The 24,748-nt window shown below is 63.8% G+C and carries 30 protein-coding genes and 1 pseudogene; 16 read left to right on the top strand and 15 right to left on the bottom strand.

All coding sequences use genetic code 11. The annotated features are described in order from the left end of the window. The first annotated feature begins 61 nt into the window (after positions 1–61). The 3 genes from ACZ1G8_RS06020 to xth are packed head-to-tail and all read left to right on the top strand — an operon-like array spanning position 62 to position 1,678. On the top strand, positions 62–493 hold the full coding sequence (locus ACZ1G8_RS06020) for a CBS domain-containing protein (RefSeq protein ID WP_472680985.1): 432 nt from the start codon (positions 62–64) through the stop codon (positions 491–493). Between the two features lie 31 nt (positions 494–524). After that, a complete protein-coding gene (gene erpA, locus ACZ1G8_RS06015) occupies positions 525–854 on the top strand; it encodes an iron-sulfur cluster insertion protein ErpA (protein WP_472680983.1) in 330 nt (109 codons plus the stop codon). 38 nt (positions 855–892) lie between these two features. Further along, on the top strand, positions 893–1,678 hold the full coding sequence (gene xth / locus ACZ1G8_RS06010; RefSeq protein WP_472680982.1) for an exodeoxyribonuclease III: 786 nt from the start codon (positions 893–895) through the stop codon (positions 1,676–1,678). Between the two features lie 70 nt (positions 1,679–1,748). On the opposite strand, the gene ACZ1G8_RS06005 is transcribed toward xth, so the two are convergent. The 9 genes from ACZ1G8_RS06005 to ACZ1G8_RS05965 form a co-directional block, all read right to left on the bottom strand. After that, positions 1,749–2,393, bottom strand: a complete 645-nt coding sequence (locus ACZ1G8_RS06005; protein ID WP_472680980.1) for a cell wall hydrolase — start codon at positions 2,391–2,393, stop codon at positions 1,749–1,751. Between the two features lie 204 nt (positions 2,394–2,597). Next, positions 2,598–2,936, bottom strand: coding sequence for a DUF1491 family protein (locus ACZ1G8_RS06000; RefSeq protein ID WP_222405737.1), 339 nt, complete (start codon positions 2,934–2,936; stop codon positions 2,598–2,600). After that, positions 2,936–3,394, bottom strand: a complete 459-nt coding sequence (locus tag ACZ1G8_RS05995; RefSeq protein ID WP_472680978.1) for a PaaI family thioesterase — start codon at positions 3,392–3,394, stop codon at positions 2,936–2,938. Before ACZ1G8_RS05995 ends, ACZ1G8_RS06000 begins: the two co-directional genes overlap by 1 nt. 21 nt (positions 3,395–3,415) lie before the next feature. After that, a complete protein-coding gene (gene hpf, locus ACZ1G8_RS05990; RefSeq protein WP_472680976.1) occupies positions 3,416–3,988 on the bottom strand; it encodes a ribosome hibernation-promoting factor, HPF/YfiA family in 573 nt (190 codons plus the stop codon). Between the two features lie 72 nt (positions 3,989–4,060). Continuing rightward, a complete protein-coding gene (dnaQ, locus tag ACZ1G8_RS05985; RefSeq protein WP_472680975.1) occupies positions 4,061–4,750 on the bottom strand; it encodes a DNA polymerase III subunit epsilon in 690 nt (229 codons plus the stop codon). Between the two features lie 30 nt (positions 4,751–4,780). Beyond that, the gene (coaE, locus tag ACZ1G8_RS05980; protein ID WP_472680973.1) at positions 4,781–5,395 is read right to left on the bottom strand and encodes a dephospho-CoA kinase; all 615 of its coding nucleotides are present in this window, start codon (positions 5,393–5,395) and stop codon (positions 4,781–4,783) included. Continuing rightward, positions 5,392–6,243, bottom strand: a complete 852-nt coding sequence (gene aroE / locus ACZ1G8_RS05975; RefSeq protein ID WP_472680972.1) for a shikimate dehydrogenase — start codon at positions 6,241–6,243, stop codon at positions 5,392–5,394. Before aroE ends, coaE begins: the two co-directional genes overlap by 4 nt. Continuing rightward, the gene (locus ACZ1G8_RS05970; protein WP_472680970.1) at positions 6,240–6,836 is read right to left on the bottom strand and encodes a Maf family protein; all 597 of its coding nucleotides are present in this window, start codon (positions 6,834–6,836) and stop codon (positions 6,240–6,242) included. Before ACZ1G8_RS05970 ends, aroE begins: the two co-directional genes overlap by 4 nt. After that, positions 6,833–7,624, bottom strand: coding sequence for a pyruvate, water dikinase regulatory protein (locus tag ACZ1G8_RS05965; RefSeq protein ID WP_247710043.1), 792 nt, complete (start codon positions 7,622–7,624; stop codon positions 6,833–6,835). The genes ACZ1G8_RS05970 and ACZ1G8_RS05965 overlap by 4 nt, the downstream gene beginning before the upstream one ends. Positions 7,625–7,997: 373 nt before the next feature. Here ACZ1G8_RS05965 and hemE point away from each other — a divergent pair, with 373 nt between their 5' ends. From hemE to ACZ1G8_RS05945, 4 genes are all read left to right on the top strand, one after another. Then, positions 7,998–9,023 carry a uroporphyrinogen decarboxylase gene (gene hemE / locus ACZ1G8_RS05960; protein ID WP_472680969.1) on the top strand — a complete coding sequence of 342 codons (1,026 nt, stop codon included), beginning with the start codon at positions 7,998–8,000 and terminating at the stop codon, positions 9,021–9,023. Between the two features lie 45 nt (positions 9,024–9,068). Next, the gene (locus ACZ1G8_RS05955) at positions 9,069–9,515 is read left to right on the top strand and encodes a CopD family protein (RefSeq protein WP_472680968.1); all 447 of its coding nucleotides are present in this window, start codon (positions 9,069–9,071) and stop codon (positions 9,513–9,515) included. Positions 9,516–9,670: 155 nt separating this feature from the next. Next, complete coding sequence (gene rho, locus ACZ1G8_RS05950; protein WP_221427295.1) at positions 9,671–10,936, top strand: transcription termination factor Rho; 1,266 nt, start codon at positions 9,671–9,673, stop codon at positions 10,934–10,936. A 27-nt stretch (positions 10,937–10,963) separates the two neighbouring features. Next, a complete protein-coding gene (locus ACZ1G8_RS05945) occupies positions 10,964–11,356 on the top strand; it encodes a BLUF domain-containing protein (RefSeq protein ID WP_472680965.1) in 393 nt (130 codons plus the stop codon). A gap of 6 nt (positions 11,357–11,362) precedes the next feature. On the opposite strand, the gene ACZ1G8_RS05940 is transcribed toward ACZ1G8_RS05945, so the two are convergent. Genes ACZ1G8_RS05940 through ACZ1G8_RS05930 form a run of 3 tightly spaced genes read right to left on the bottom strand, consistent with a single transcriptional unit; the run spans position 11,363 to position 13,659 of the window. Beyond that, on the bottom strand, positions 11,363–12,754 hold the full coding sequence (locus ACZ1G8_RS05940) for an FMN-binding glutamate synthase family protein (RefSeq protein WP_472680963.1): 1,392 nt from the start codon (positions 12,752–12,754) through the stop codon (positions 11,363–11,365). Continuing rightward, the gene (locus tag ACZ1G8_RS05935) at positions 12,754–12,951 is read right to left on the bottom strand and encodes a hypothetical protein (RefSeq protein WP_472680961.1); all 198 of its coding nucleotides are present in this window, start codon (positions 12,949–12,951) and stop codon (positions 12,754–12,756) included. Before ACZ1G8_RS05935 ends, ACZ1G8_RS05940 begins: the two co-directional genes overlap by 1 nt. A 9-nt stretch (positions 12,952–12,960) precedes the next feature. Next, positions 12,961–13,659 (bottom strand): dienelactone hydrolase family protein, encoded by a 699-nt coding sequence (locus ACZ1G8_RS05930; protein WP_472680959.1) that lies wholly within the window; start codon positions 13,657–13,659, stop codon positions 12,961–12,963. A 113-nt stretch (positions 13,660–13,772) separates the two neighbouring features. On the opposite strand from ACZ1G8_RS05930, the gene ACZ1G8_RS05925 reads away from it, so the two are divergent. The 7 genes from ACZ1G8_RS05925 (at position 13,773) to ACZ1G8_RS05895 (ending at position 19,629) form a co-directional block, all read left to right on the top strand. Next, a complete protein-coding gene (locus ACZ1G8_RS05925; RefSeq protein ID WP_472680957.1) occupies positions 13,773–14,036 on the top strand; it encodes a DUF6489 family protein in 264 nt (87 codons plus the stop codon). A gap of 16 nt (positions 14,037–14,052) precedes the next feature. After that, entirely contained in the window at positions 14,053–15,327 is a 1,275-nt protein-coding gene (mnmE, locus tag ACZ1G8_RS05920; RefSeq protein WP_472680955.1) for a tRNA uridine-5-carboxymethylaminomethyl(34) synthesis GTPase MnmE, read from the top strand. Between the two features lie 81 nt (positions 15,328–15,408). After that, positions 15,409–17,262, top strand: a complete 1,854-nt coding sequence (gene mnmG, locus ACZ1G8_RS05915; protein ID WP_472680953.1) for a tRNA uridine-5-carboxymethylaminomethyl(34) synthesis enzyme MnmG — start codon at positions 15,409–15,411, stop codon at positions 17,260–17,262. Further along, entirely contained in the window at positions 17,259–17,633 is a 375-nt protein-coding gene (locus ACZ1G8_RS05910) for a 16S rRNA (guanine(527)-N(7))-methyltransferase RsmG (protein WP_472680951.1), read from the top strand. Before mnmG ends, ACZ1G8_RS05910 begins: the two co-directional genes overlap by 4 nt. Next, a complete protein-coding gene (locus ACZ1G8_RS05905) occupies positions 17,590–17,892 on the top strand; it encodes an RsmG family class I SAM-dependent methyltransferase (RefSeq protein ID WP_472680950.1) in 303 nt (100 codons plus the stop codon). Before ACZ1G8_RS05910 ends, ACZ1G8_RS05905 begins: the two co-directional genes overlap by 44 nt. A gap of 10 nt (positions 17,893–17,902) precedes the next feature. Beyond that, positions 17,903–18,691 carry a ParA family protein gene (locus ACZ1G8_RS05900; protein ID WP_221427302.1) on the top strand — a complete coding sequence of 263 codons (789 nt, stop codon included), beginning with the start codon at positions 17,903–17,905 and terminating at the stop codon, positions 18,689–18,691. Further along, a complete protein-coding gene (locus tag ACZ1G8_RS05895; protein ID WP_472680948.1) occupies positions 18,688–19,629 on the top strand; it encodes a ParB/RepB/Spo0J family partition protein in 942 nt (313 codons plus the stop codon). Before ACZ1G8_RS05900 ends, ACZ1G8_RS05895 begins: the two co-directional genes overlap by 4 nt. 3 nt (positions 19,630–19,632) lie before the next feature. Here the strand turns inward: ACZ1G8_RS05895 and ACZ1G8_RS05890 are convergent, their stop codons facing one another. Beyond that, positions 19,633–20,115: a GAF domain-containing protein gene (locus tag ACZ1G8_RS05890; protein WP_472680947.1), complete on the bottom strand. Its 483-nt coding sequence runs from the start codon at positions 20,113–20,115 to the stop codon at positions 19,633–19,635. 77 nt (positions 20,116–20,192) lie between these two features. Between ACZ1G8_RS05890 and ACZ1G8_RS05885 the strand changes: the two genes are divergently transcribed. Then, a complete protein-coding gene (locus ACZ1G8_RS05885) occupies positions 20,193–21,644 on the top strand; it encodes a PQQ-dependent sugar dehydrogenase (RefSeq protein WP_472680945.1) in 1,452 nt (483 codons plus the stop codon). A 16-nt stretch (positions 21,645–21,660) separates the two neighbouring features. On the opposite strand, the pseudogene ACZ1G8_RS05880 reads toward ACZ1G8_RS05885, so the two are convergent. Beyond that, positions 21,661–23,449, bottom strand: a pseudogene (locus ACZ1G8_RS05880) (acyl-CoA dehydrogenase). Between ACZ1G8_RS05880 and ACZ1G8_RS05875 the strand changes: the two are divergent. Continuing rightward, on the top strand, positions 23,448–24,377 hold the full coding sequence (locus tag ACZ1G8_RS05875) for an L-threonylcarbamoyladenylate synthase (RefSeq protein ID WP_472680943.1): 930 nt from the start codon (positions 23,448–23,450) through the stop codon (positions 24,375–24,377). The pseudogene ACZ1G8_RS05880 and the gene ACZ1G8_RS05875 sit on opposite strands and share 2 nt — an antisense overlap. Here ACZ1G8_RS05875 and ACZ1G8_RS05870 read toward each other — a convergent pair. Further along, on the bottom strand, positions 24,374–24,700 hold the full coding sequence (locus ACZ1G8_RS05870) for a hypothetical protein (protein ID WP_472680941.1): 327 nt from the start codon (positions 24,698–24,700) through the stop codon (positions 24,374–24,376). The genes ACZ1G8_RS05875 and ACZ1G8_RS05870 overlap by 4 nt on opposite strands. Positions 24,701–24,748: the final 48 nt, after the last annotated feature.

Here is a 24,748-nt window from a genome sequence, read left to right as displayed (position 1 = left end):
CGCTCGCTGGCTTTTCGCGGCCAAAAGTGGCATTCTTTCGTGGTCAGTTGAGGAGGCGCGAATGAACATTGGGAACCTGATCGAGGCCCGGGCGAGTTCGGACATCATCTCGGTCAATGTCGACCAGCCCGTCAGGGAAGCGGTGAAACTGCTCGCTTCGAGGCGCATCGGTGCGCTGCCGGTCATGTCCGGTGGCAGGGTTGCCGGGATCTTCTCCGAACGTGACGTGATCTACCGGCTGGCCGATGAAGGGTCCGCCTGCCTCGATCGCCCGATTGGCGAGGTGATGACCTCTCCCGCCATCACGACGACCAGCGACACGCCTATACTAGATGCACTTTCGCTGATGACGAAGCGTCGTATCCGCCATCTTCCGGTAATCGATGGGAAGGCGATGTGCGGCTTCATCTCGATCGGCGATCTCGTGAAGGCACGACTGGACGAGATCCAGCACGAAGCCGAAGCGATGCGCGAATATATCCAGACCGCTTGAGACCAGGCGCAACGCCTCCTACATCGCGACCATGGCCGAAATGCTCACCCTGACCGACGCCGCCGCCAAGCGCGTGGCCGCTATTGCCGAAAAACAGGCAAAGCCCGCAATCCTGCGCCTGTCGGTCGAGGGCGGGGGCTGCTCGGGCTTCCAGTACAAGTTCGACCTCGCCGAGGCGGCTGAGAATGACGACATGGTCAGCGAGACGGATGGCGTGCTCCTCGTCGTCGATCCGGTCAGCCTCGACCTGGTGGCGGGCAGCAAGGTCGATTTCGTTGAATCGCTGGGCGGCGCGGCCTTCCGGGTCGAAAACCCCAATGCGGCCGCCGGTTGCGGCTGCGGATCGAGTTTCGGGATTTAGATTAGACCCGCGCGGCTGCTTGGGGCATGGACCTTTCCATGCGTATCGCCACTTTCAACATCAACGGTATCAAGGCGCGCCTGCCGCGCCTCATCGAATGGCTCGAGGAAACCCGGCCCACGATCGCCTGCCTGCAGGAAATCAAGACCATGGACGAAGGCTTTCCGGTCGAGGAGTTCAAGAAGATCGGATACCAGGCCATCTGGCACGGGCAGAAGAGCTTCAACGGCGTCGCCATCCTTGCCGATGGCATCAAGCCGGTCGAAATCCAGCGCGGTCTGGGGATTGACGGGCCCAAGGACGGCGAGGGCGAGCAGGCGCGCTATCTCGAGGCCGAGGTGAACGGCGTACGTATCTGCAATCTCTACCTGCCCAACGGCAACCCGCACCCCGGGCCCAAGTTCGACTACAAGCTTGCCTGGATGGAGAAGCTGCGCTCACGCATGAAGGCGGTCTGGGACGAGGAAGTGCCCGCCGTGGTGCTGGGCGACTTCAACGTCATTCCTGAAGACAAGGATGTCTGGTCGCCCAAGGCGATGGCCAGCGATGCGCTGATGCAGCCCGAAAGCCGCGATGCTTACCGGCGTCTGCTTGCGGACGGCTGGACCGATGCCATCAACACGCTCAACCCGCGCGGCGGTGTGTGGACATACTGGGACTACCAGGCCGGAGCATGGCAGCGCGACCACGGTTTCCGGATCGACCACCTGCTGCTTTCGCCCGAACTGTCCGACCGGATGACGGCGGCGGGCGTCGACAAGGAGTATCGCGGGCGCGAAAAGGCTTCCGACCACACGCCCGTCTGGGTCGAGATCGCCGACTGAGCCAGCGGCACAAAGGAAAAGGGCCGCCGCATGAAGCGACGGCCCTCGGATTTCCCGTCCAAGTTACCGCTTAGCGGTAGAAGATGTGCGTCTTGATCGCAGCGCGGCGGGTCTTTTTCGAAGCCCAGCGCGGGTTCACGTAGGTGGCGTGGAAATAGAGCGAATCGTCGGCTTCGCTTTCCCACAGGCCCTGATGCGCGATGCGCGCGATCTTCTTGGCGCGCGCCCAGGCGGCCGAACCGGTCTTGATGCGCGGCATGGTACCGCCACGCACGAAGCTGAACTGCGCGCGCTGGTACACGACCCCGCAATAGCTCGAGGGGAAGCGACGCGATTCCGAGCGGTTGATCACGACCTGCGCAACGGCCAGCTGGCCGGCAAGCGGTTCGCCGCGGGATTCGAAATAGACTGCGCCGGCAAGGCAGCGCATCTCGTCGGTGAGCTCCTCGGGCGCGGACATTGCAGCGACAAGGTCGCGCAGGCTGTTCGCCGCGGCGGGAACGTCTCCGATATATTCGGGGGTGGCTTCCTCGGGAAGCTCCTGGACCACTTCTTCGCTGACGAAAACGGGAACGACCTCGTCGGTGAGAACCGTTTCCTCGGCGGTGGTTTCTGCAGTCGCATCAGCGACCTGGGCGCCGGTTTCTTCCGCACCGGCAAACGTTGCAATCATGGCTGCGGCGCCCGCCGCAATGCCGAAAATCGATTTACGCATAATTCCGCTTGTTAAGGCGGTGAGCAAGCAGTCACAGGCTGGGATTCAGTGCGCGTTACCTTGCGTCTTTAAACTAGAATCCGTTTAGCGGGCCTGCCGCTGGCTCCCCGTCTGCGTGCTTGTCAATTCGACCCCATTGCCGATCCCGACCGCCTACGCATCGAAGCTGCGAGGCCAAATAGTCTCAATTGAAACCTTGTCAAGTTAACGAGCGGGTGAATCTATCAAGCGTTCCACTTCGGGACCGTCGAGTTCGACGAACCAGCAATCGGGATCCTGGCGCTTCCTGCGGGCGATATATTCGTCGAATTCCTGCACGTTTTCATCGTCTTGCTCGCGGGTGCAGGTAAACCTTCTAGACCCGTCCATCTGCGGCATCCGCTCCCACAAACGGGTATTTTTGCCACTATGTGTGGTTAATATGGCGATAGTTCCGGCATCGTATTCACCCTTCTGCAGGACCATGCCGAAGCCCCCCAATTCCTGCGCCAGGCGCAGCAATCCGGCCACTTCCAGATGCGCTGGAAGGCGCGCGTCTTCCATCAGCCGGTATACCCCTCGAGGCTGGAGAGCGGGATGCGCGATTTCATGAATGTCCCGGTTCCGCGCCCGATTTCGTCGCCCTCGGCATCGACCAATCGCGATTCCGCCACGAAAACGCGCCTCTTGCCGCTCACCCAGCGCCCCTCGGCCACCACTTGCCCCTTGCGAACGGGCTTGGTGAAGTGGAGGTTGAATGAGGTCGTCAGCAGGAATCGATCGGTCACCAGCGTGTTCGCGGCATAGAATGCCGCATCGTCGAGCATTTTGAAGTAGATCGTGCCGTGCGCGGCGCCGGCCGCGTGATAGGACGCCTCGGTCACTTCGAAGGTGATCCGCGCGGTTCCTTCGCCGGTCACCTCAAGCGAGGATTCGAACTTCGAATTGACCGGAGCGGAGGCGTAAAGGCTCTCGAGCGCGCGCCAATGCCGTTCGGCTCCGCTGCTTGCCGCCCCGTCCATGGTCCTGTCGCCCTGCCTTTCCTAGCCGCGCGGTTCGACCCAGCCGATCGAACCATCGGGGCGCCGATAGACCATATTGTGCGCTTCGGTAGCCCCGTTCTTGAAAAACAGCGCATTGGTGTTCTGCAGGTCGAGCAGCATCACCGCATCGGCGACCGAGCATTCGGGAATCATCGCGCTGGTTTCGGCGATCACCGGCGGGCTCTCGTGATCGACCTCTTCCTCGGTATCGGGCTCGGGCGCGGCAAAGATCGTATAGGCCGCCTCCTGCTCGCGCATGGCATGATCGGCCTGTTCGTGCCGGTCCTTGATCCGCCGCTTGTAGCGCCTGAGCTGCTTTTCGATCTTGGCGGCAGCCGCATCGAAAGCCTGGTGGACGTCATGCGCCTCGGCATGGCCCTTGAGGATCAGGCCCTGCATAACGTGGGTGACGATGTCGGAGGAGAAGGCGCCGCCCGCGGCCTTGCCGAAAGTGACGTGGCTGGAGATCGCGCGGTTGAAGTACTTCTCCACGATGCTTTCCAGTCGATCCTCGACATGCGCTTGCAGAGCTGCACCGGTGTCGATCTGGTGGCCCGAAACACGGATATCCATAAGCGTCGTTCTCCTCTTATAACGCCCCGACGATCCTTCCGGCCCCATCCGCCGGATGTCTTGGCCGGTGACCTAGCCCCAGAGGGCGTTGTCGATCCCGGACATGAATTTCCTGTGCCGCTCCAGCTCTTCGGCGGTTGGCATATGCGGCCGCGGTTCGCGGCGCGGGCCCTCCGGCGCCTTGCGGACGGCCGTGAATTCCTCGGTAATCGAAACGACCGAAGCCTCGGCAGCCAGCTCGAGCCCGATCTGGCGACCGCCCTTCAGCTCGACATAGACCTGCGCGAGCAGCTCGGCATCAAGCAGCGCTCCGTGCTTGACGCGGTGGCTGCGGTCGATCCCGTAGCGCGTGCACAGCGCATCGAGCGACAGCTTGGCGCCTGGATGGCGCTTCTTGGCGATCTGCACCGTGTCGATCATCCGGCTCATGCAGATCGGCTCGCGCTCGATCAGGGTGAGCTCGGCATTGAGGAATCCGAAGTCGAAGCCCGCATTATGCGCGACCAGCGGCGCATCGCCGATGAATTCCAGCAGCTCGTGGAAGGTATCGCGGAAGACCGGTTTGTCGGAGAGAAACGCGCTCGACAGGCCGTGCACCGCTTCTGCGCCCGCGGGCATGTCGCGTTCGGGATTGTAATAGGCGTGGTAGGTGTTCCCGGTGGGAACGAGGTTGAACATTTCCACGCAGCCGATTTCGACCATCCGGTCGCCCGTCTTGGGGTCGAGTCCGGTGGTTTCTGTATCGAAAACGATTTCACGCATTGGCTAACCTATCGGACTCAATTCCGCAGATTACAAGGGGTCTTGGCTACCTATCTCGGCTCGCAGAAGCGCGATTAGGTCGATCACCTCGTCTTCCGTTTCGGCGAGCGACTGGCCGGTATCGATGATGTGGTGGGCGCGCTCTCGCTTATCGGCATCGGGTGTCTGAAGCGAGAGGATATGGGCGAACTTTTCGGGCGTCATATCGGGCCGGGCGAGCACGCGCTTGCGCTGCACTTCCGAAGGCGCGGAGACGACGACGATCCGGTCGACCGCCGCATGGCCGCCCTTCTCGAACAAGAGCGGGATGTCGAAAACGACGAAGGGCGCGCCGAAATGCTCGATCAGGAAAGCCTCGCGTTTCGCCGCCACGGCCGGGTGGACGATCGCCTCTAGCCGGGCGAGCGCTTCCTTGTCGCCGAAGACCTGCTTGCCGAGATGATCGCGCAGCACGCCGTTCTCGTCGGTGCTTCCCGGGAACTCCGCCTCGATCGCAGGGACCAGCTCGCCGCCGGGCCCCTGCATGGCGCGCACTTCGGCGTCGGCATCGAAAACCGGCACGCCCGCGGCTTCGAACATCGCCGCGACGGTCGACTTTCCCATGCCGATCGAACCCGTGAGGCCGATGATGAGCGGTTTCGTCATGCAAGAAGCCTTTCGCGCAGTTCGGCGTCGCCATCGCGCGGCGCCTCTTCGCCGAAGAAGTGGGTGAAGGCAGCCGCGGCTTGGCCGATCAGCATGGCGAGCCCGTCGATGGTCTCGAAACCGGCCGCGCGGGCATTTGCGAGGAAGTCCGTTTCGACCGGATCGGTGACTATGTCATAAGCGAGCGAGCCTGGCGGCGCATGGCTCCAGTCGAAGGGCAGGGGAGGCTGGCCGCGCATGCCGAGCGGGCTGGCATTCACGACGAGGTCGCAGCAGCCTTCGCGGTCGTCGAAGTCGAAGTCTGTCGTTTCTGCGAAATGCGCAAGATCGGCGGCGTGATGCTCGCCCTCGGCCAGTTCGGACAGGAGCGCGCCCGCCTTTCCCGGGTTGCGGCCGGCAAGGACGATGGTGAAGCCTTCGCGAGAGAGCCCGGCCACGATCGCGCGGGCCGCCCCGCCCGTACCGAGCACCCGCGCCATGCGGAAATAGTGCTGCTTCGCCAGCCGCTCACGCAGCGGCTCGAGGAAGCCCGCGACATCGGTGTTGCGACCGACGAGCTTGCCGTCCGGGGCGCGGTGGATCGTGTTGACCGCACCCACGCGCTTCGCCAACGGTTCGAGCCGGTCGACCAGCGGGATCACCGCCTGCTTATGCGGCATGGTGACATTGCAGCCGCGCCAGTCGGGATCCTCGCGCCGCGAGGCGATATAGTCCGCAAGATCATCGCTCGTGACATGATGCGCACGGTACTCGGCGTCGAGCCCGAGCTGCTCGATCCAGGAACCGTGGATCAGCGGAGACTTCGACTGGGCGATCGGATCGCCGATCACTTCGGCATATATCGTCACGAGGCAAGCACACCCTGTTTGCGAAGCGCGGCGAGCACTTGGAGCAATGGCATGCCGAGGACGGTGAACTGATCGCCCATGATGCTCTCGAACAGCTGGACCCCCGGACCTTCTATCCGGAAGACGCCGACGCAATAGGAGACCTCGGGCCATTCGACATCGAGATAGGCCTCGATGAATTCCTCCGACAGGTCGCGCACGCGTAGCCGCGCGAAATCGGAACCGACCCAGACGATCTGTCCATCCTTCGCCAGCGCCGCCGCGCTGTGGAGCGTCATCACCTTGCCCGAGAAGAACCTCAGGTGCTCGGCGGCCTGCTCACGGCTGGCGGGCTTGTCAAAACGGCGACCGTCCACTTCGACGAGGGAATCGCTGCCGAGCACGACCCCGTCCGCCTCGACCGCGGCTGCCTTGGCTGCGGCCAGCGCCTGGGCGATCTCAGCCGGCTCTGCACCTTCCATCTCGGCTTCGAGGCCGCGCTCGTCGATATCGGCTCCGCGCGCTTCGAACGGGACTCCCGCCGCCTCGAGCATGGCCTTGCGCGATGCGCTGTTGGAGGCGAGCACGATTGTTTCCTTCGCAAGCCCGCTCATATCGGCTTCATCCCTTCGAACAGGCCCTGTTCGCGCTGTTCGCGTTCGCCAAGCAGGCGGATCACGGCGGCTGCGGTTTCCTCGATCGAGCGGCGCGTGACGTCGATGACCGGCCAGCCATTGTCGGCGAACATGCGCCGCGCGAAGGCGACCTCGCTCTTCACCCGCTCGTTGTCGACATAGTCGGTCTGCGACTTCTCGTTGAGAGTCAGCAGGCGGTTGCGGCGGATCTGGACGAGCCGCTCGGGCGCGGTCGTCAGGCCGACGATCATCGGGCCTTTCAGATCGAAGAGCTTGGGCGGGGGCGGGCTTTCGACCACCAGCGGGATGTTGGCGACCTTGTAGCCGCGATTGGCGAGATAGATGCTGGTCGGCGTCTTCGAGCTGCGCGACACGCCCGCGAGCAGGATATCGGCCTCCTCCCAGTTCTCCCAGCCGACACCGTCGTCATGTGCGATGGTGAACTGGATCGCCTCGACGCGCTCGAAATAGGCCTTGTCCATCTGGTGCTGCTTGCCCGGACGGCCGTGGGCCTGCTGGCCGAGCGCCTTTTCCAGTGCCTCGGTGACGCGGTCGAGAATGGGCACAGCGGGCAGGCCGTTCTGCGCGCAGACCTCTTCGAGCCTTCCGCGCGCCTCGGGATTGACCAGCGTGAACAGCACGAGCCCGGGATTGGCCTTGAGTTCGGGTACGATCCGGTCGAGATGCTGCTTGCTCCTGACCATGGGCCAGAAATGGCGCACGACATCGGCGTCGTCGAACTGCGCTAGCGCCGCTTTTGCCAGCATTTCCAGTGTCTCGCCGGTGGAATCGGAGAGCAGGTGGAGATGGATGCGTTGGGAGATAGGAGCCTCGCTCTCGGCCTGTGGACAGCGGCGGGATAAACCACGGGACAGGTCTGGCGACAAGTTCGGTGATGAATTCCCTCCCCGCTACGAGTCATCTTCGGGGGTGATTCCCGCACACCAAGGGACGAGTTTTGCGCAGGCTGGGAACAGTGGGGACAAGTTTGACTCGACTCATGTGCGACCACGAGTCGCAAACCCGCCAGAAGCCTTCCAATCGCCGAAGAATTCGGGCAGGGGCCGCTTGTGCCCGATATCCACAGGGCCAACAGACTCCATCAATCCTTATAATAACTAGGTATTATTGGACTCCTGAATGCCCGGTCTCCTTCTCGACACGCTGAACGGCACGCCTAGCGGCCAGGTCCCTCTCTGGCTCATGCGCCAGGCGGGGCGCTACCTTCCCGAATATCGCGAGCTGCGCGCCAAGAAGGGCGGATTCCTCGCGATGGCCTACGATAGCGAGGCAGCCTGCGAGATCACCTTGCAGCCGATCGACCGCTTCGGTTTCGACGGGGCGATCCTGTTTTCCGATATCCTGATCGTGCCGCATGCACTGGGCCAGCACCTCGAATTCCTTGCGGGCGAGGGACCCAAGCTTTCGCCCAAGCTGGTCGATTCATCGCTCGATGCACTCACGCGCGACCCCTCGCGCTACGAGCCGATCTACCAGACGGTGCGCCTGTGCCGAAAGCGCCTGCCCGAAGGCGTGACCATGTTGGGCTTTGCGGGGAGTCCCTGGACCGTGGCGACCTACATGGTGGCAGGCGAAGGGAGCCGCGACCAGCACGAGGCCCGCGCACTCGCCTATTGCGATCCGGCAGCGCTTCAGGTGATTATCGATGCGATCGTGGACGAGACGATCACTTACCTCTCCGGCCAGATCGAGGCGGGAGCAGAAGCAGTCCAGCTGTTCGATAGCTGGGCAGGCAGCCTTGCTCCCGACGAATTCGAGAAATGGGTCATCGCGCCCAATGCGCGCATCGTTGCAGCGCTGGCCGAGAAGCACCCGGATACTCCGGTAATCGGCTTTCCGAAGGGTTCGGGCGAGAAGCTTCCCGCCTATGCCCGCGAGACGGGCGTGAAGGCCGTCGGCGTCGATGAAACGCTCGATCCCGCTTGGGTCGCGCGCGAATTGCCCGAAGGCATGCCGGTACAGGGCAATCTCGATCCTCTGCTGCTTCTTGCCGGATCGGACGAGCTCGAAAAGCGCGTGCGCACGATCCTCGATGCCTTTTCCGGGCGGCCGCATGTCTTCAATCTCGGCCACGGGATCGACCGGCGCACGCCGATCGAACACGTCGAGCGGCTGATCGCTGCGGTTCGCAAACACGCCGTCTGATCAGGCGGGGATGAAATCGGCGCGCGGTGTCGCTACATCGCAGTCATGCAGGATGTGCTTTCGATGACCTATCTCTGGCTCAAGGCAGGCCACATCATCTTCATGGTCTTCTGGCTTGCCGGACTTTTCATGCTTCCGCGCCAGATGATCTATCTCCACCCGGCCGCGCCGGATTCGGAAGAATCGAAGCTCTGGGCGAAGCGCATGGGGCTGCTACGCAAGATCATCCTCACACCCAGCATCATCGTGGTGTGGATCCTGGGCCTGCTTCTGGCGCAAACGCTGCAGGTGTGGGGTGAGGGATGGCTGCACGTCAAATTGCTGCTTGTCGTGGCTCTGAGCGGCTTCCACGGCTATCTCGTGGCCCAATCGAAGAAGATGGCTGCTGGCGAACGCCCGCTGACTGAGAAACAGCTGCGCATGTGGGGCGAGGTTCCCGGCGTGCTGCTGGCGCTGATCGTGGTGACCGTCGTCGTCTTCCGCTACATGTGATGCGTCCGCGTTATCGATTGACGCGGCCTCCAAGCGAATTTATCTGAACCCTACCGACCGGCGAGAGGTCCCGCATCCATAACGGGACCAGGTCCGCTTTCTCCAAGCCCATCGACCTGCCGGCCATTTCCACATTCGAATATTCGAGAAAATACATGCATCTCAAAGACTTGAAAGCAAAAGCACCCGCAGAGCTCGTGGCCATGGCCGAAGAGCTGGGTGTCGAGGCCGCGGGCACCATGCGCCGCCAGGACCTCATGTTCTGCATCCTCCGCGAACTCGCGGACGATGAAGAATACGACGAAGAGATCATGGGCATCGGCACGATCGAGGTGCTGCAGGACGGCTTCGGCTTCCTGCGCAGCCCCGAGGCGAATTACCTCGCCGGCCCCGACGACATCTACGTCTCGCCCAACCAGATCCGCAAATGGGGTCTCAGGACCGGTGACACCGTCGAAGGCCAGATCCGCGCGCCCAAGGAAGGCGAGCGCTACTTCGCACTGACTGGCCTGACCTCGGTCAATTACGAGGATCCGGCGAACGTGCGCACGCGCACCAATTTCGACAACCTCACGCCGCTCTATCCGGAAGAGAAGCTCAACCTCGATACGCTCGATCCGACCGTCAAGGACAAGTCGGCGCGCGTGATCGACATCATCTCGCCGCAGGGCAAGGGCCAGCGCGCACTGATCGTCGCGCCGCCGCGTACGGGTAAGACTGTCCTGCTGCAGAACATCGCCAAGGCGATCACCGACAACCACCCGGAAGTCTTCCTCCTGGTCCTGCTCGTCGACGAGCGTCCGGAAGAAGTCACCGACATGCAGCGCAGCGTGAAAGGCGAGGTCATCTCCTCGACCTTCGACGAGCCTGCCAACCGCCACGTGCAGGTCGCAGAAATGGTGATCGAGAAGGCCAAGCGCCTCGTCGAGCACAAGAAGGATGTCGTCATCCTGCTCGACTCGATCACGCGTCTCGGTCGCGCCTACAACACCGTCGTGCCCAGCTCGGGCAAGGTGCTGACCGGCGGTGTCGATGCGAACGCACTGCAGCGCCCGAAGCGTTTCTTCGGTGCGGCGCGTAACATCGAAGAAGGCGGCTCGCTCTCGATTATCGCCACCGCGCTGATCGACACCGGCAGCCGCATGGACGAGGTCATCTTCGAAGAGTTCAAGGGCACGGGTAACAGCGAAATCGTCCTCGACCGCAAGGTCGCCGACAAGCGTATCTTCCCGGCGCTCGACGTCGGCAAGTCCGGCACCCGCAAGGAAGAGCTGCTGGTCGAGAAGGACAAGCTCTCCAAGATGTGGGTCCTGCGCCGTATCCTCATGCAGATGGGCACGGTCGACGCGATGGAATTCCTCCTCGACAAGATGAAGGATTCCAAGACCAACGAAGACTTCTTCGCTACGATGAACCAGTAACCGCCAAAGAAGGGAGCGCGAGGGGCAATGCAGCGGCTGCTTTACCAGAGCATCGCCAACGATGGGGTCGGCACGAAAGACGTGTTCGAGATCATCGAAACCTCCTCGCGCAATAACCCCGATCGGGAAGTAACCGGTTTCCTCATCCACGACGCGGACCGGTTCCTGCAATTGCTCGAAGGCCCGCCACTCGCCGTCGAAGGCTTGGTTGCCCATATCGAGCGCGATCCTCGGCACCGCGACCTGACCGTGCTTCTGCGGCAGACCGCGCAGGAGCGCTGGTTTCCCGATTGGTCGATGAAACAGCTCATCAATTTCGGCGCTCAGCCAGCGATGGAGGAAATCCGCGGCATCGTTGCCCAGAAAGAGGGTGGCGAGGAGTTGCAGGCCGCGCTCGAGGCCTTCCTGGCCGCAGGCTGAGCCGCGTCAGGCCCGCCGGAAACTGTCCGCCCGTGCCGCCGACCAGTGCCTTGCCAGAGGCGTCGTTTGCGGTTTGTGCAGCAGCACGCCTTCCTCTGCGAAATAGTAGATCTTGTCGAAGGCATCCGAGCGTGCGCCATTGATGCGTTCGCGCATGTCGAGCGGCTTCATTTCCCAAGGGCTGTCGAGGCCCATGGCGATCACGATTTCGCGCAAGGAAAACAGCGTTTGGCTCTGGAAACGGGCCACGCGCGGCGCCTTGTCTTCCACGACGAGGCCGCGCTGGCGCCATTCCTCTTGGGTGGCGACGCCGGTGGGGCAGGTGCCCTTGTGGCAATTCATCGATTGCACACAGCCGAGCGCGAACATGAAGGGGCGTGCGGCATTGCACCAGTCGGCGCCGAGCGCGAAGCTCTTGGCCATCTGTGCGCCCGAGTGAATCTTGCCGCTGGTCGCGATCTTCACCTTGTCGCGCATGCCGATGCCGACGAGCATGTTGCGCACGAAGATCTGGCCTTCGCGCAGCGGCATGCCGACCGAATTGCTGAGCTCGAGCGGCGCAGCGCCGGTCCCGCCTTCCGCACCGTCGACCGTGATAAAGTCGGGGTGCAGTCCAGTCTCGAGCATGGCCTTGCCGATCGCGAAGATCTCGTGCGGCAGCCCGACGCACAGCTTGATTCCGGTAGGTTTGCCGCCCGACAATTCGCGCAAGCGGGTGACGAACTCGAGCATCTCGATCGGCGTGTCGAATTCAGGATGCGCTGCGGGAGAGAGTACGTCCTCCCCCACGGGGACGCCGCGCGCCTCGGCGATTTCGGGCGTGACCTTGGCCCCGGGAAGGACGCCGCCATGGCCGGGCTTGGCGCCCTGGCTGAGCTTGAGCTCGATCATCTTGACCTGGTCGCTCGCGGCATTCTCGCGGAACTGGTCGGGATCGAAGCGGCCGTCCTCGCGCCGGGCGCCGAAATAGCCACTTCCCAGTTCCCAGATGAGGTCTCCGCCAGGGCTGCGGTGATAGCGGCTTATCGAGCCTTCACCTGTATTGTGCGCGAAGTTGCCGAGCTTTGCGCCGGCGTTGAGCGCCTCGATGGCGCGCGCCGAGAGCGAACCGAAGCTCATGGCCGAGATATTGAGGAGCGATGAGGAATAGGGCTTGTCGCAAACGCCTTCGCCGACCGTGACGCGCCACTCTTCGGGCGTGTTGCGGCTCGGCGCGATCGAGTGGCCGACCCACTCGTATTCGTCCGAATAGACGTCGAGCTCGGTTCCCATCGGGTGCTTGTCGAGATCGCCCTTGGCGCGCGCATAGACGAGCGCGCGCGCCTGGTGGCTGAAGGGGCGGCCTTCGAGATCGTCCTCGACGATATAGGCCTGAGCGAAAGGGCGCAGGTCTTCCATCAGCCACCTGATACGGCCCAGCAGCGGATAATTTCGTCTAAGTGTATGATGTGGCTGGAAAAATCCCATATAGCCAGCAGCGTGAGCGGGACCAGGATCCAGAGAGTCCAACGGAGCGGTTCGACCACCCAGCACGCCACCACGAGAAGCAGCAGCGCCACGGGGACGAAATAGCGGAAGGGAATGCGTTCGATCACGAGCGCGCCCTATGCGAGGTTCTCCCTGAAGAATTCCGCGGTCCTCCCATCAGCGAGATTGGCCGCCTCCTCGCTGCGCCGCTTGCCGAATTCGGTGGCGAACCCGTGGTCGAGGCCTTCGTAGTCGTGGAGCGTGACCTTGGGGTGGTCATCCAGCCCCTCGTGCATGGCCTTCTGCGTATCCTTGTCGACGAAACCGTCTTCGGTGGGGATGTGCAGCATCAGCGGATGGGCGATGGCGTGCTTCTCGTTCAGCAGGCCATCGATCCCGACGCCGTAATAGCCGACCGAAGCATTCACGTCGGTGCGCGCTGCGGTCATGTAGGCGAGGCGGCCGCCGAGGCAGTATCCGACACAGCCGACCTTCTCGACGCTTTCTTCGCGGCGGATGTGGTGGATCGTCGCCTCGATATCGCGAATGCCCTGGTCCTGGTCGAACTTGCCCATCAGGTCGAGGGCGCGCTGGAACTCGGGCTCGACATCCGGATCGAGTTCGACACCCGGTTCGAGCCGCCAGAACAGGTCGGGCGCGACCGCGAGGTATCCGTCTTCGGCGAGCTTGTCGCATTTGCGGCGAATGCCGGCGTTGACCCCGAAAATCTCCTGGATCACGAGGATAGATGCGCGCGGCGTACCGGCCGGCCGGGCGACATAGGCATCGAATTTCGCATCGCCGGAAAGGGTGGCAATCTTGACGGTCTCGCTCATTTCGAAAAGTCTCCCTCGACTTGGGTCGGTGTATTATGCTTGCATGACGCGACTTGCAGTCCCAGATAGGGCGCAAGAAGCGGCTTGATGCAAGCTCTAACGGAGGAAACGCGATGAAGGTCCATATCGAAATCGACTGCACGCCCGAGGAGGCGCGGACTTTCATGGGCCTGCCCGACGTGGGCAAGGCGAACGATATCTATGTCGACATGATGTCGAAGGCGATGAAGGGTGTTTCTAACACCGACCAGCTTCAGGACTATGCACGCCAGCTCGCACCGATGGGGCAGGCCGGCTTCAAGCTTTTCCAGAGCTTCATGGAAGGCGCGCAGGCTGCCAAGGCGCAGAACAAGAAGCCCGAACCCTCCGACGACTGATACTCTCGCCCAGCGCATGACTGACACGATCTTCGCCCTCTCGAGCGGAGCGCCACCCGCTGCCATCGGTGTGGTGCGGATCAGCGGGCCTGCAGCCGGTAACGCGGTGCGCGCGCTGGCCGGTGAGCTTCCCGAGCCCCGCCGCGCGAGCTTGCGCACACTGCGTGACGGCGAGGGACGCCAGCTCGACCGTGCTCTCGTGCTGTGGTTCGATGGCCCGCGCACCGCGACGGGTGAGGACCTGGCGGAATTCCATTGCCACGGTGGCAGGGCGGTCGTTGCCGCTATCGAGGACGCGCTCGGAGCAATCGAGGGTTTGCGCCGCGCGGAGCCTGGCGAGTTCACCCGCCGTGCTTTTGCCAATGGCGTGATCGACCTCGCCGAAGCCGAAGGGCTCGGAGACCTGCTCGCGGCTGAAACCGAATTGCAGCGCCGCGCTGCGCAGGCCTCCGCCGCCGGCGGTTTGTCGCGCACGGTCGAAGAGTGGCGAGACCGGGTCCTGCATCTGTCCGCGTTAGTCGAGGCCGTTCTCGATTTCGGCGATGAGGATGATGTCGATGCTCTGCCCGAGATGTTTCACGTGGAACTTTCGAGGCTTGCGGGCGAGTGGCGAGAGACGATCGAGGCTCCGCGCGCGGAACGCCTGCGCGACGGGGTGCGGGTGGTCCTTGCCGGACCGCCGAACTCGGGCAAGTCTTCTCTGTTCAATGCACTGCTCGACGAGGGCGCGGCGATCGTCTCCGAGGAGGCCGGCACCACACGCGACGTGATCGAGCGCCCGGTCGCTTTCTCGGGCGTGCCCTTCGTGCTGGTCGACACCGCAGGCCTGCGCGAGGAAGGGGCGGGGCAGATCGAACAGATCGGTATCGGCCGTGCACGGACCGAACTCGAAAAGGCGGATATCGTCCTGTGGCTCGGTCCGGAGGGAGAAGGTCCCGATGGCGCATGGGAGATCGCGTCGCGCTGCGATGTCGATGATAGCGCAAAGAGAGAGCCAAAGTATGTGGTTTCGGCAGTAACCGGTGCCGGAGTCGGCGATCTCACCCGAGGGCTGGTGGATGCGGCGAGGTCGTTACTTCCGAAACCGGGTGAAGCGGCGCTCAATGCGCGGCAGGGTTCCGCCCTCGTCGAGGCGCTTGCTGCGATCAAAGACATTTCCGCCGATGACGACCCGCTCCTGACCGGTGAGCGCCTGCGTCTTGCGCGGCTCGCGCTCGACCGTTTGCTAGGGCGCCATTCGACCGAAGACATGCTCGACGCTTTGTTCGGACGCTTCTGTATCGGGAAGTGACTTCGCGCATTTCGCCGCGATTGTTCCACGTGGAACAGCTTTGTCTTTGATCGCGCGGATGATTGCGGTATCGGCCCGCACATGCAGAGTTTCGACATCATCGTGGTCGGCGGCGGTCATGCCGGCGTCGAGGCGGCATGTGCGGCCGCACGCATGGGCGCGAACACCGCACTCGTAAGCTTCGACCTGTCCAAGATCGGCGCGATGAGCTGTAATCCGGCAATCGGGGGCCTCGGCAAGGGCCACCTCGTGCGCGAGGTGGATGCGCTCGACGGGGTGATCGGCCGCGCGGCCGATGCCGCGGCGATCCACTACCGCATGCTCAACCGCTCGAAGGGTAGCGCTGTCTGGGGCCCGCGCGTGCAGGCCGACCGTGTTCTCTTCCATAAGGCGGTGCAGGGCCTGGTTGCGCAACAAGACAACCTCTCTCTCGTAGAGGGGGAGGCCGCCTCGCTGCGCTTCGAGGGCGCGGCGGTCTGCGGACTGAACCTGGCCGACGAAACCGCAATCGAGGCTTCGGCGGTGATCCTGTGCACCGGCACCTTCCTCGGCGGAACGCTGTTCCGCGGCGAGGAGCGCTTCGAAGGCGGACGGATCGGCGAGGACGCCGCGCGCGTCCTTGCAGCGCAGCTTCGCGAGGCCGACCTGCCGATGGCGCGGCTCAAGACGGGTACTCCGCCCCGCCTCGACGGGCGCACGATCGACTGGGCTTCGCTCGAGGAGCAGCCTTCCGATGGCGAGAGCTGGACCATGTCCTCGCTGTCGAAGCGCCGTATGAACCCGCAGGTCTTCTGCGCCATCACTCGGACGAATGCTGAAGCGCATGACATCATCCGCGCAAACCTAGACCGGTCGCCGCTCTTTTCCGGAGCGATCGGTGCTGCGGGGCCGCGCTATTGCCCGTCCATCGAGGACAAGATCCACCGCTTCGGTGATCGTGAAGGCCACCAGATCTTCCTCGAACCCGAGGGACTGTCGACGCATCTCGTCTATCCCAACGGCATCAGCACATCGCTGCCCGTCGACGTCCAACACGACATGCTTCGCGCCATGAAGGGGCTCGAGAGGGTCGAGATGGCGGTGCCGGGATATGCCGTGGAGTACGACCACATCGACCCGCGCGCGCTGACGCCAGGGCTCGAACTGCGCGATATGCCGGGTCTCTATTGTGCAGGGCAGATCAACGGAACGACCGGATATGAAGAAGCGGCCGCCCAGGGCCTCGTCGCCGGCATGAATGCGGCGGCGAAGGTGCTTGGCCGCGATCCCGTGGGCCTCGACCGAAGCAATTCCTACATCGCCGTGATGGTCGACGACCTCACGCTCCAGGGCGTGAGCGAGCCCTACCGCATGCTAACGGCGCGCGCCGAATACCGGCTGCGACTTCGTGCTGCCAATGCTGATACCCGCCTGACCGGTCTTGGCATCGAAGCAGGCCTGGTGGGCGAGGAGCGGGCGGAATGGTTCGCATCGCGTGAGGCACGTCGCTCGGTCATCGACAACCAGCTCGACGAAGAGGTGCATGCCAACGCCCTGATCGAGGGCGGTGTGAAGGCCAAGTCCGACCGCGGTTCGCAGCGCCTGCGGGACTGGTTGAGGGGTGGGCAAATCTCGATCGACGAACTCTCGCGGATTGTCGGGGGGCTCGACGCGCAGGATGCGCTGACCGTCGAAATGGTCGAGGACGCGATCTACGAACCCTACCTTGCACGGCAGGAGGCCGAACTGCGCGACCTGAAGGCGGGCGAGAAGCTCCGTCTCCCGCAGGACTTTCCGTATGGGAACGTTCCGGGACTTTCGAACGAGATGGTTGAGCGCCTCAGCAAGGCGCGGCCCGAGACTCTTTCTGCCGCAGGGCGTGTGCCGGGCATCACTCCCGCTGCACTTGCGGCCCTGCTTGTCCATGCGCGCCGGCTAGAGGAGCGCGCTGCATGATCCGCGACGAAGCGCAGGCACGCGCATTCATTTCCGATTGGGGCGGGGCGGATGCTATCGAGAGGCTTGAGGCATTGGGCGCGGCCCTGCGCGAAGAGAACGAGCGCCAGAACCTCGTCTCGCGCGGATCGCTCGACACCATGTGGATACGGCATTTCGCCGACTCTGCGCAGCTCCTGACGCATGTTCCACGTGGAACACAGGGCGCCTGGTTCGACCTGGGCAGCGGGGCAGGCTTTCCCGGCCTCGTCCTCGCCATCCTCCGACCGGAGCAGCCGACCGTCCTCGTCGAGATCACGTCGCCGCCGCGTCGACTGGCTGGAGACGATGAAGGAGAAGCTTGCCCTCGAAAAATGCGAAATCGAAGGTAAACGACTCGAGCTCGCCGAAAGCCGCAAAGCCGCGGTAATCTCGGCCCGGGCCTTTGCGCCACTTCCTAAACTCCTCAGTTTATCCTCACGCTTCTCCACAGCGGGCACATACTGGGTGTTGCCCAAAGGGCGATCGGCGGCGCAAGAAGTAAGCGAGCTGCCGAAAGCCCAGCGAAAATTGTTCCACGTGGAACAATCGCTGACCGACGATGAGGCCGGAATCGTGGTCGGCCGAGGTCGAATTGGGGCGGCAAGATAGGGACGGGAAAATGATCACAATCGCGATCGCAAACCAGAAGGGCGGGGTGGGCAAGACGACCACCGCAATCAATATAGCCACGGCAATGGCGGCGTCCGGCTGGAAAACGCTGCTGATCGACATGGACCCGCAGGGCAATGCCTCGACCGGCCTCGGCATCGAAAACTCCGCCCGCGAATACACGACCTACGACCTGCTGCTGGGTGAAGCCACGCTCGCGCAGGCCGCGCAGCCGACCGAGATCCCAGGCTTGGATATCGTCCCCGCGACGCAGGATCTCTCGGGCGCAGAAGTCGAGCTGGTTTCGGTCGAGGATCGCACACACCGCCTGCAGAAGGCGCTCGATGCGCCGCAACCCGGTTTCGCCGGTTACGACATCGCCTTTATCGATTGTCCGCCCTCCTTGGGCCTCCTGACGCTCAATGCGCTCGGCGCAGCAGATACGTTGATGGTGCCGCTGCAGTGCGAGTTCTTCGCGCTCGAAGGGCTCAGCCAACTGCTCCAGACGGTCGAACGCATCCAGCAGCGCTTCAATCCCGATCTCGGTATCGTCGGTATTGCGCTGACCATGTTCGACCGCCGCAACCGTTTGACCGACCAGGTGGCAGACGACGTGCGCGACTGTCTCGGCAATCTCGTCTTCGAGAACGTCATTCCGCGCAATGTCCGCCTCTCGGAAGCGCCGAGCCACGGCATGCCCGCCCTGATCTACGACCATAACTGCCCCGGCAGCCGCGCCTATATCGGATTGGCGCGCGAGCTGATCGGACGCCTGCCCGAGAAGAGGAAAGCCGCATGAGCACCGCTATCGACCGCAAGAAGAAACTCGGCCGCGGCCTTGGCGCGCTGATGGGCGAAATCCAGCGCGAAGAGCCGCTGGTACGTGAAGAGGGCCCGAAAGAGGCCGGTGGCAACGAAGTCGGTCCCGCAACGCCGGCAAGCGGCCTTGCGGACATCCCGGTAGCGGACATTTCACCGCTTCCCGGACAGCCGCGCACGCATTTCGACGAGGAAGCGCTCGACCAGCTCGCCGATTCGATCGCACAGCGCGGCGTTATCCAGCCCGTCATCGTCACTCCGGCGGAAAAGGGCCGTTATCGCCTCGTCGCCGGTGAACGCCGTTGGCGCGCCGCCCAGCGCGCGCGCCTCCACACGATCCCCGCGATCGTACGCGAATTGGACCAGCGCGAAGTGATGGCGCTCGCGCTGATCGAGAACCTCCAGCGAGAAGACCTAAATCCGGTCGAAGAAGCCAAGGCTTATCAGAAGCTTGCGGACGACGAGGGGATGACCCAGGCGGAAATCGCCAAGCTCGTCGACAAATCGCGCAGCCACGTCGCTAACTTCCAGCGCTTGCTCGCGCTGCCCGACGATGTGCTTGCCCTGGTTGCGGACGGAAAGCTCAGCATGGGCCATGCCCGCGCGCTGATCGGCCACGAGGAAGCGAGCGAAATCGCGCGCCGTGCCGCCAACGACAATCTCTCGGTCCGCGAAGTCGAAAAGCTGGCGCGCGGAGATAAACCCAAGAAGGCGAGTCCCGGAACAACCAAGCCGGTCGCGGACAGCACCACTGACGCCGACATCGCGGCCGTGCAGGGCCATCTCGAGGAATTCCTCGGCCTTCCGGTCAAGATCAAGACCGAAGGCGCTCCGGGCACCGGCGCGGTGACGATCGGCTATCGCACGCTCGACCAGCTCGACCTGATCTGTCAGCGCCTCACGGGCGGCGATATCTAAAGGTCAGATGCGCTCGGCGATAAGCGCCGCAAGTGCCTCAATTCCCTCGCGATCTTCCTCGTCGAAGCGCGCCTTGAGCGGGCTGTCGAGGTCGATCACCGCCACGACGTCGCCGCCGCGGATCACCGGCACAACGAGCTCGGAATTCGTCTCGGAATCGCAGGCAATATGGCCGGGAAAAGCGTGCACGTCCTCGACCAGCTGCGTCGCCGCATCGCTGGCGGCGACACCGCAAACGCCCTTGCCGAGCGGGATACGGATGCAGGCAGGGCGGCCCATGAAGGGGCCGAGCACCAGCTCGCCCTCGACCATGCGGTAGAAGCCGGCCCAGTTGAGGTCCGGCAGGAAGTCCCACAGCAGCGCTGCGATATTCGCCATATTGGCGACCGGATCCGGTTCTCCCGAGGTCAGGGCGTCGGCGGCGTCGACCAGCTGGCGATAGGCTTCGGGCTTGGGACAATCGGGCGCGGGGCGGAAATCGAACATGGGGCGTCACTTAGGGCGAAGCGCTGCGCTTGCAAGAGGCGTTGCGGGCAAAGCGGCGCTGTCGTAACGCTAGGCCCATGAGTATCCTCAAGAAGCTGGGCATTGCCCTTCTCGTCCTGATCCTGGTCCTTGCGATCGCGTTCTTCTTCATCTCGCGCGGCGATACGGCCGACGTGCCCTTCGACGAGGTCACAGGAACCGATCCCACGCTCGACGAAGCAAATGCGGAAACCTTCCCCACGGTCGCGATTGCAGAGCCGGTCGGTTGGGAAGATGGCGAGGTACCGGTTGCCGCGGAGGGTCTGCAGGTTTCGCGCTTCGCCGAGGGGCTGGACCATCCGCGCACTCTCTACGCGCTGCCCAATGGCGATATCCTCGTCTCGCTCACGCGCTCTCCCAGTCAGGGTGGCGGCGGGATCATGGGATGGATCGCCAACAGGCTCATGACCCGCGCGGGCGCCACGGGAGAATCCGCGAACCAGATCGTCCTGCTGCGCGACGGTGATGGTGACGGCGTGGCGGAGACACGGCAGGTTCTCGTCGACGGACTGGACTCGCCCTCGGGTCTTTCCTGGAATGACGGCACACTTTACATCGCAAACCACGACGAAGTGCTTGCGTTTCCTTACGAACTTGGCGCTGATGCGCCCTCGGGCGAGCCGACCAGGGTAACAGATCTCGCGCCCGGTGGAGGTCACTGGATGCGCAATCTCGAGCTGCATCCTGAAGGCGACCGCCTCTTCATAGCAGTCGGCTCGGCCAGCAATATCGGCGAGGACGGTATGGAGGCAGAAGAGGGCCGCGCGCTCATCTGGGAAATCAACTTGGAAACCGGTTCGCGCCGCCAGTTCGCGGGCGGCCTGCGCAACGCCAACGGCCTCGACTTCAATCCCTGGTCGGGCGAGCTCTGGACCACGGTCAACGAGCGCGACATGCTCGGCAGCGACCTTGTGCCCGACTACCTCACCAATGTGCCGGTGGGTGCGCAATATGGCTGGCCCTGGGTCTACTGGGGCGACAATTACGACCGCCGCGTCGATGCGCCGGTCCCGGCCTACATCAACTACGTCCGCCGCCCCGAATATTCGATGGGCCCGCACGTCGCGGCGCTCGGCCTCGTCTTCAGCAAGGAAGGCGCGAGGATGGGCGAGAACTTCTCGAGCGGCGCTTTCGTCGCACGCCACGGATCGTGGAACCGCAAGCCGCCGTCCGGCTATGACGTCGTTTACGTAGAGTTCGACGAGCGCGGCAATCCGCAGGGCAAGCCCGTCCCGGTCCTGACCGGCTTCCTCAAGGACGATGGCACGACGCGCGGCCGCCCGACCTGGGTCGAGTGGGCAGGTGACGGTTCGCTGCTGGTGAGCGACGATACCGCCGGGATCATCTGGCGCGTCACGGCGCCGGGTGCAGAACCGCAGGCCGCTATCGAGCGGATCACCGGCCGCCGCCTTCCGCCGCAGCGCGAGCTACGCGGGCAGCGGGCGACCTTCGGCGAAGAGGACTTCGCCCGCGAAGTGACGGCAGAGTAATCGCGAGGGGCACCGCTCAGCCGAGCAGCGTCGCCGTATCGAGTTCGTAGAGCGGCTGCGCACCCGCAGTCGCCGCGGCCTTGAGGCCCGCAGCCTCCGGCACGATCCGGTCGAGGAAGAAGCGCGCGCTGGCCTTCTTGGTCTTGGCGAGGGCAGGAGCCTCACCACTCTCGACTGCGCGCAACTGGCGCAGAAGTTGCCAACCGGAGGTCGCCACGGAGAGCATGGTGCAGAAGGGCACGCTGCCTGCGAGACGGTCGTCGAGGCTGGCATCCTCGCGCATCCACTTGGCGATCGCCGCGCAATCACCGGCGAGCGCAAACAGCGCCGGCTCGTCCGACGCGTCTCGAGCAATATCCTCGGTCAGGCCGATCAGCGCCTCGCCGTTGTCGAGCCCAAGCTTGCGCGTGACGAGATCGGCGGCCTGGATGCCGTTGGTGCCTTCGTAAATCGGGGCAATGCGCGAGATCGCGCCAGTGCTGCGCCGCGCCGGTTTCCTCGACGAATCCCATGCCGCCGTGCACCTGGATGCCGAGACTTGCGACCTCGATGCCGATATCGGTGCCCCAGGCCTTGATCAGCGGGGTGAGGACCTCGCCGCGCGCCTTGGCGGCCTCGTCGCCCAGAACGCCGCGATCGACCTGTCCGGCGGTGTAATAGAGCAGTGCGCGCGAACCCTCGGTCAGCGCCTTCATGCGCAGCAGCATGCGGCGAACGTCAGGGTGCTCGATGATCGAGACGGGGTTCTTGTCCGGCGAACCCGCGCGGGCCGACTGCACGCGGTCCTGCGCATAGCCGAGCGCTTGCTGCGTGGCGCGCTCGCCGATCTGCACGCCCTGGTTGCCGACGTTGATGCGCGCATTGTTCATCATCGTGAACATCGCCGCGAGACCGCGGTTCTCCGCGCCCACAAGCTCGCCGATGCATTCGTCATTGTCGCCATAGCTCATCACGCAGGTAGGCGAAGCGTTGATGCCGAGCTTGTGCTCGAGACTGACACAGCGCAGGTCGTTGCGCGCGCCGAGCGAGCCATCAGGCTTCACATGGTACTTGGGGACCACGAATAGCGAGATGCCGCGGCTTCCCTCGGGTGCATCGGGCAGGCGCGCTAGGACGAGGTGGATGATGTTCTCCGCCAGCTCGTGCTCGCCCCAGGTGATGTAGATCTTCTGGCCCTTGATCAGGTATTTGCCCGCATGCTCGCCATCCTCGATGAGATGCGCGGTGCTGCGCAGCGCGCCGACGTCGGAGCCTGCCTGCGGTTCGGTCAGGTTCATCGTGCCCGACCACTTCCCGCTTACTAGATCGGGGAGGTATTTCTGCTGCAGCTCTTCCGAACCGTGATGTTCGAGCGCCTCGATTGCGCCCACGCTGAGCATGGGAAGGAGGTTGAACGCCATGTTGGCCGTGCCGAGGTTCTCGAGCACGTTGCAGGCGAGAGTGAAGGGCAGGCCCTGGCCGCCGAACTCCTCAGGCGATGCGATCGCGTTCCAGCCCTGCTCGACATATTCGGCATAAGCCTCTGCATAGCCATCGGGCAGGCGCACGACGCCGTTTTCCAGCTTCGCGCCCTCGAGATCGCCGACGCGGTTGAGCGGGGCGAATTCGCCGGCCGCGAACTGGCCCACGCCTTCGACGATAGCCTCGACCATGTCGGGCTCGGCAGCGGCAAATTTCTCCGACTTCGCAAGCTCCTCGATTCCGGCGTTCACGCGGATCGCGAGCAGCTGGTCTTGCGTTGCGGGGGTATAGGTCACGTTCAATCCTCTTGGCTTTGTGTGCCTGCAGATATAGCGCGCAGGCATGAGCGGCAAATACGCTACGGAAACGCTTGAGGCGACAAAGAGTGGCATTGAGCGCGCCGCAGAAATCCTGCGTGCAGGCGGCCTCGTGGCTGTCCCGACCGAGACGGTCTACGGGCTAGCCGCGCGGGCCGATAGCGATGACGCCGTGGCGCGGATCTACGAGGCCAAGGGACGCCCGAGCTTCAATCCCCTGATCGTGCACGTGGCGAGCATCGAGCAGGCGAAGAAGCTGGCCGATTTCGAACCGGAAGCGGAGAAGCTGGCATCCGAGCACTGGCCGGGGCCGCTTACTATCGTGCTTCCGAGGAAGGAAAGCGCTGGTCTGGCCGATGCCGTGACGGCTGGGCTCCCTACCATCGCGCTGCGGATGCCCGACCACCCGGTGATGCAGGCGCTGCTTGCCGAGGCAGGTGTGCCACTTGCCGCGCCCTCGGCCAATCGCAGCGGCTTCATCAGCCCGACGAGCGCGCAGCATGTGCTGGCCTCGCTCGAGGGTCGCATCGATGCGGTTGTCGATGGCGGCGAATGCAGTGCCGGGGTCGAATCCACCATTGTCGCGGTCCGCGCAGATGGCTCGGTGGAGGAATTGCGCCCGGGGCCGCTCGATATCGCAAGCGGTACCGGCGGCAAGGGCGGGGTCGAAGCGCCCGGACAGCTCGCCAGCCACTATGCGCCCGGCAAACCCGTTCGCCTTGACGCCACCCATGCGGGCGATGACGAATTCCTGATTGGATTCAAGGAGGTTGGCGGCGACTGCTCGCTCTCTGCCGAAGGCAATCTCGGTGAAGCGGCGTCACGCCTCTACGCGTGCCTGCACCTCGGCGCGGCCTCGGACAAGCCGCGTATAGCCGTTGCGCCGATACCGGAGGAAGGCATCGGCAAGGCGATCAACGACCGGCTGCGCCGCGCCGCCACGCCGGCGGATTAGCCTTCCGGCTCGACCGGGATGGTCGGGATGATCTGCTGCATCTCGGCATAGGTGTCGCGCGCATCGTCGCAGGCGCGGCGGTCGCCTTCCTCGCATTCGTCGAGCTGCTTTTCATAGTCGCGCTCGAGCTTTCCGAGACGTTCCTCGCGCTTGCGAAGCTCGCGGCCGCGCTTCTCGTCGGCTTCGGACTGGCTGGTGGTGGCGAGGTCCACGCCCTTGGAGGCGACCTTGACCGGTGCCGTGACCACGTCTGCAACGGTGCCGAGGCAGCCGGAGAGCAAGACAGCGCTAAGTGGAAGGGCGACAAGATTAAGGCGGTGCATCGAGGTTCCTTTCGATGCACCGCCTATAGCAGTTTAGGTGAGTATTCG

It is taken from the genome of Qipengyuania sp. BR81-2 (assembly GCF_055693895.1).
The sequence above is the reverse complement of the archived record's forward strand: the minus strand, read 5'-3'. Positions and strand labels throughout refer to the sequence as shown.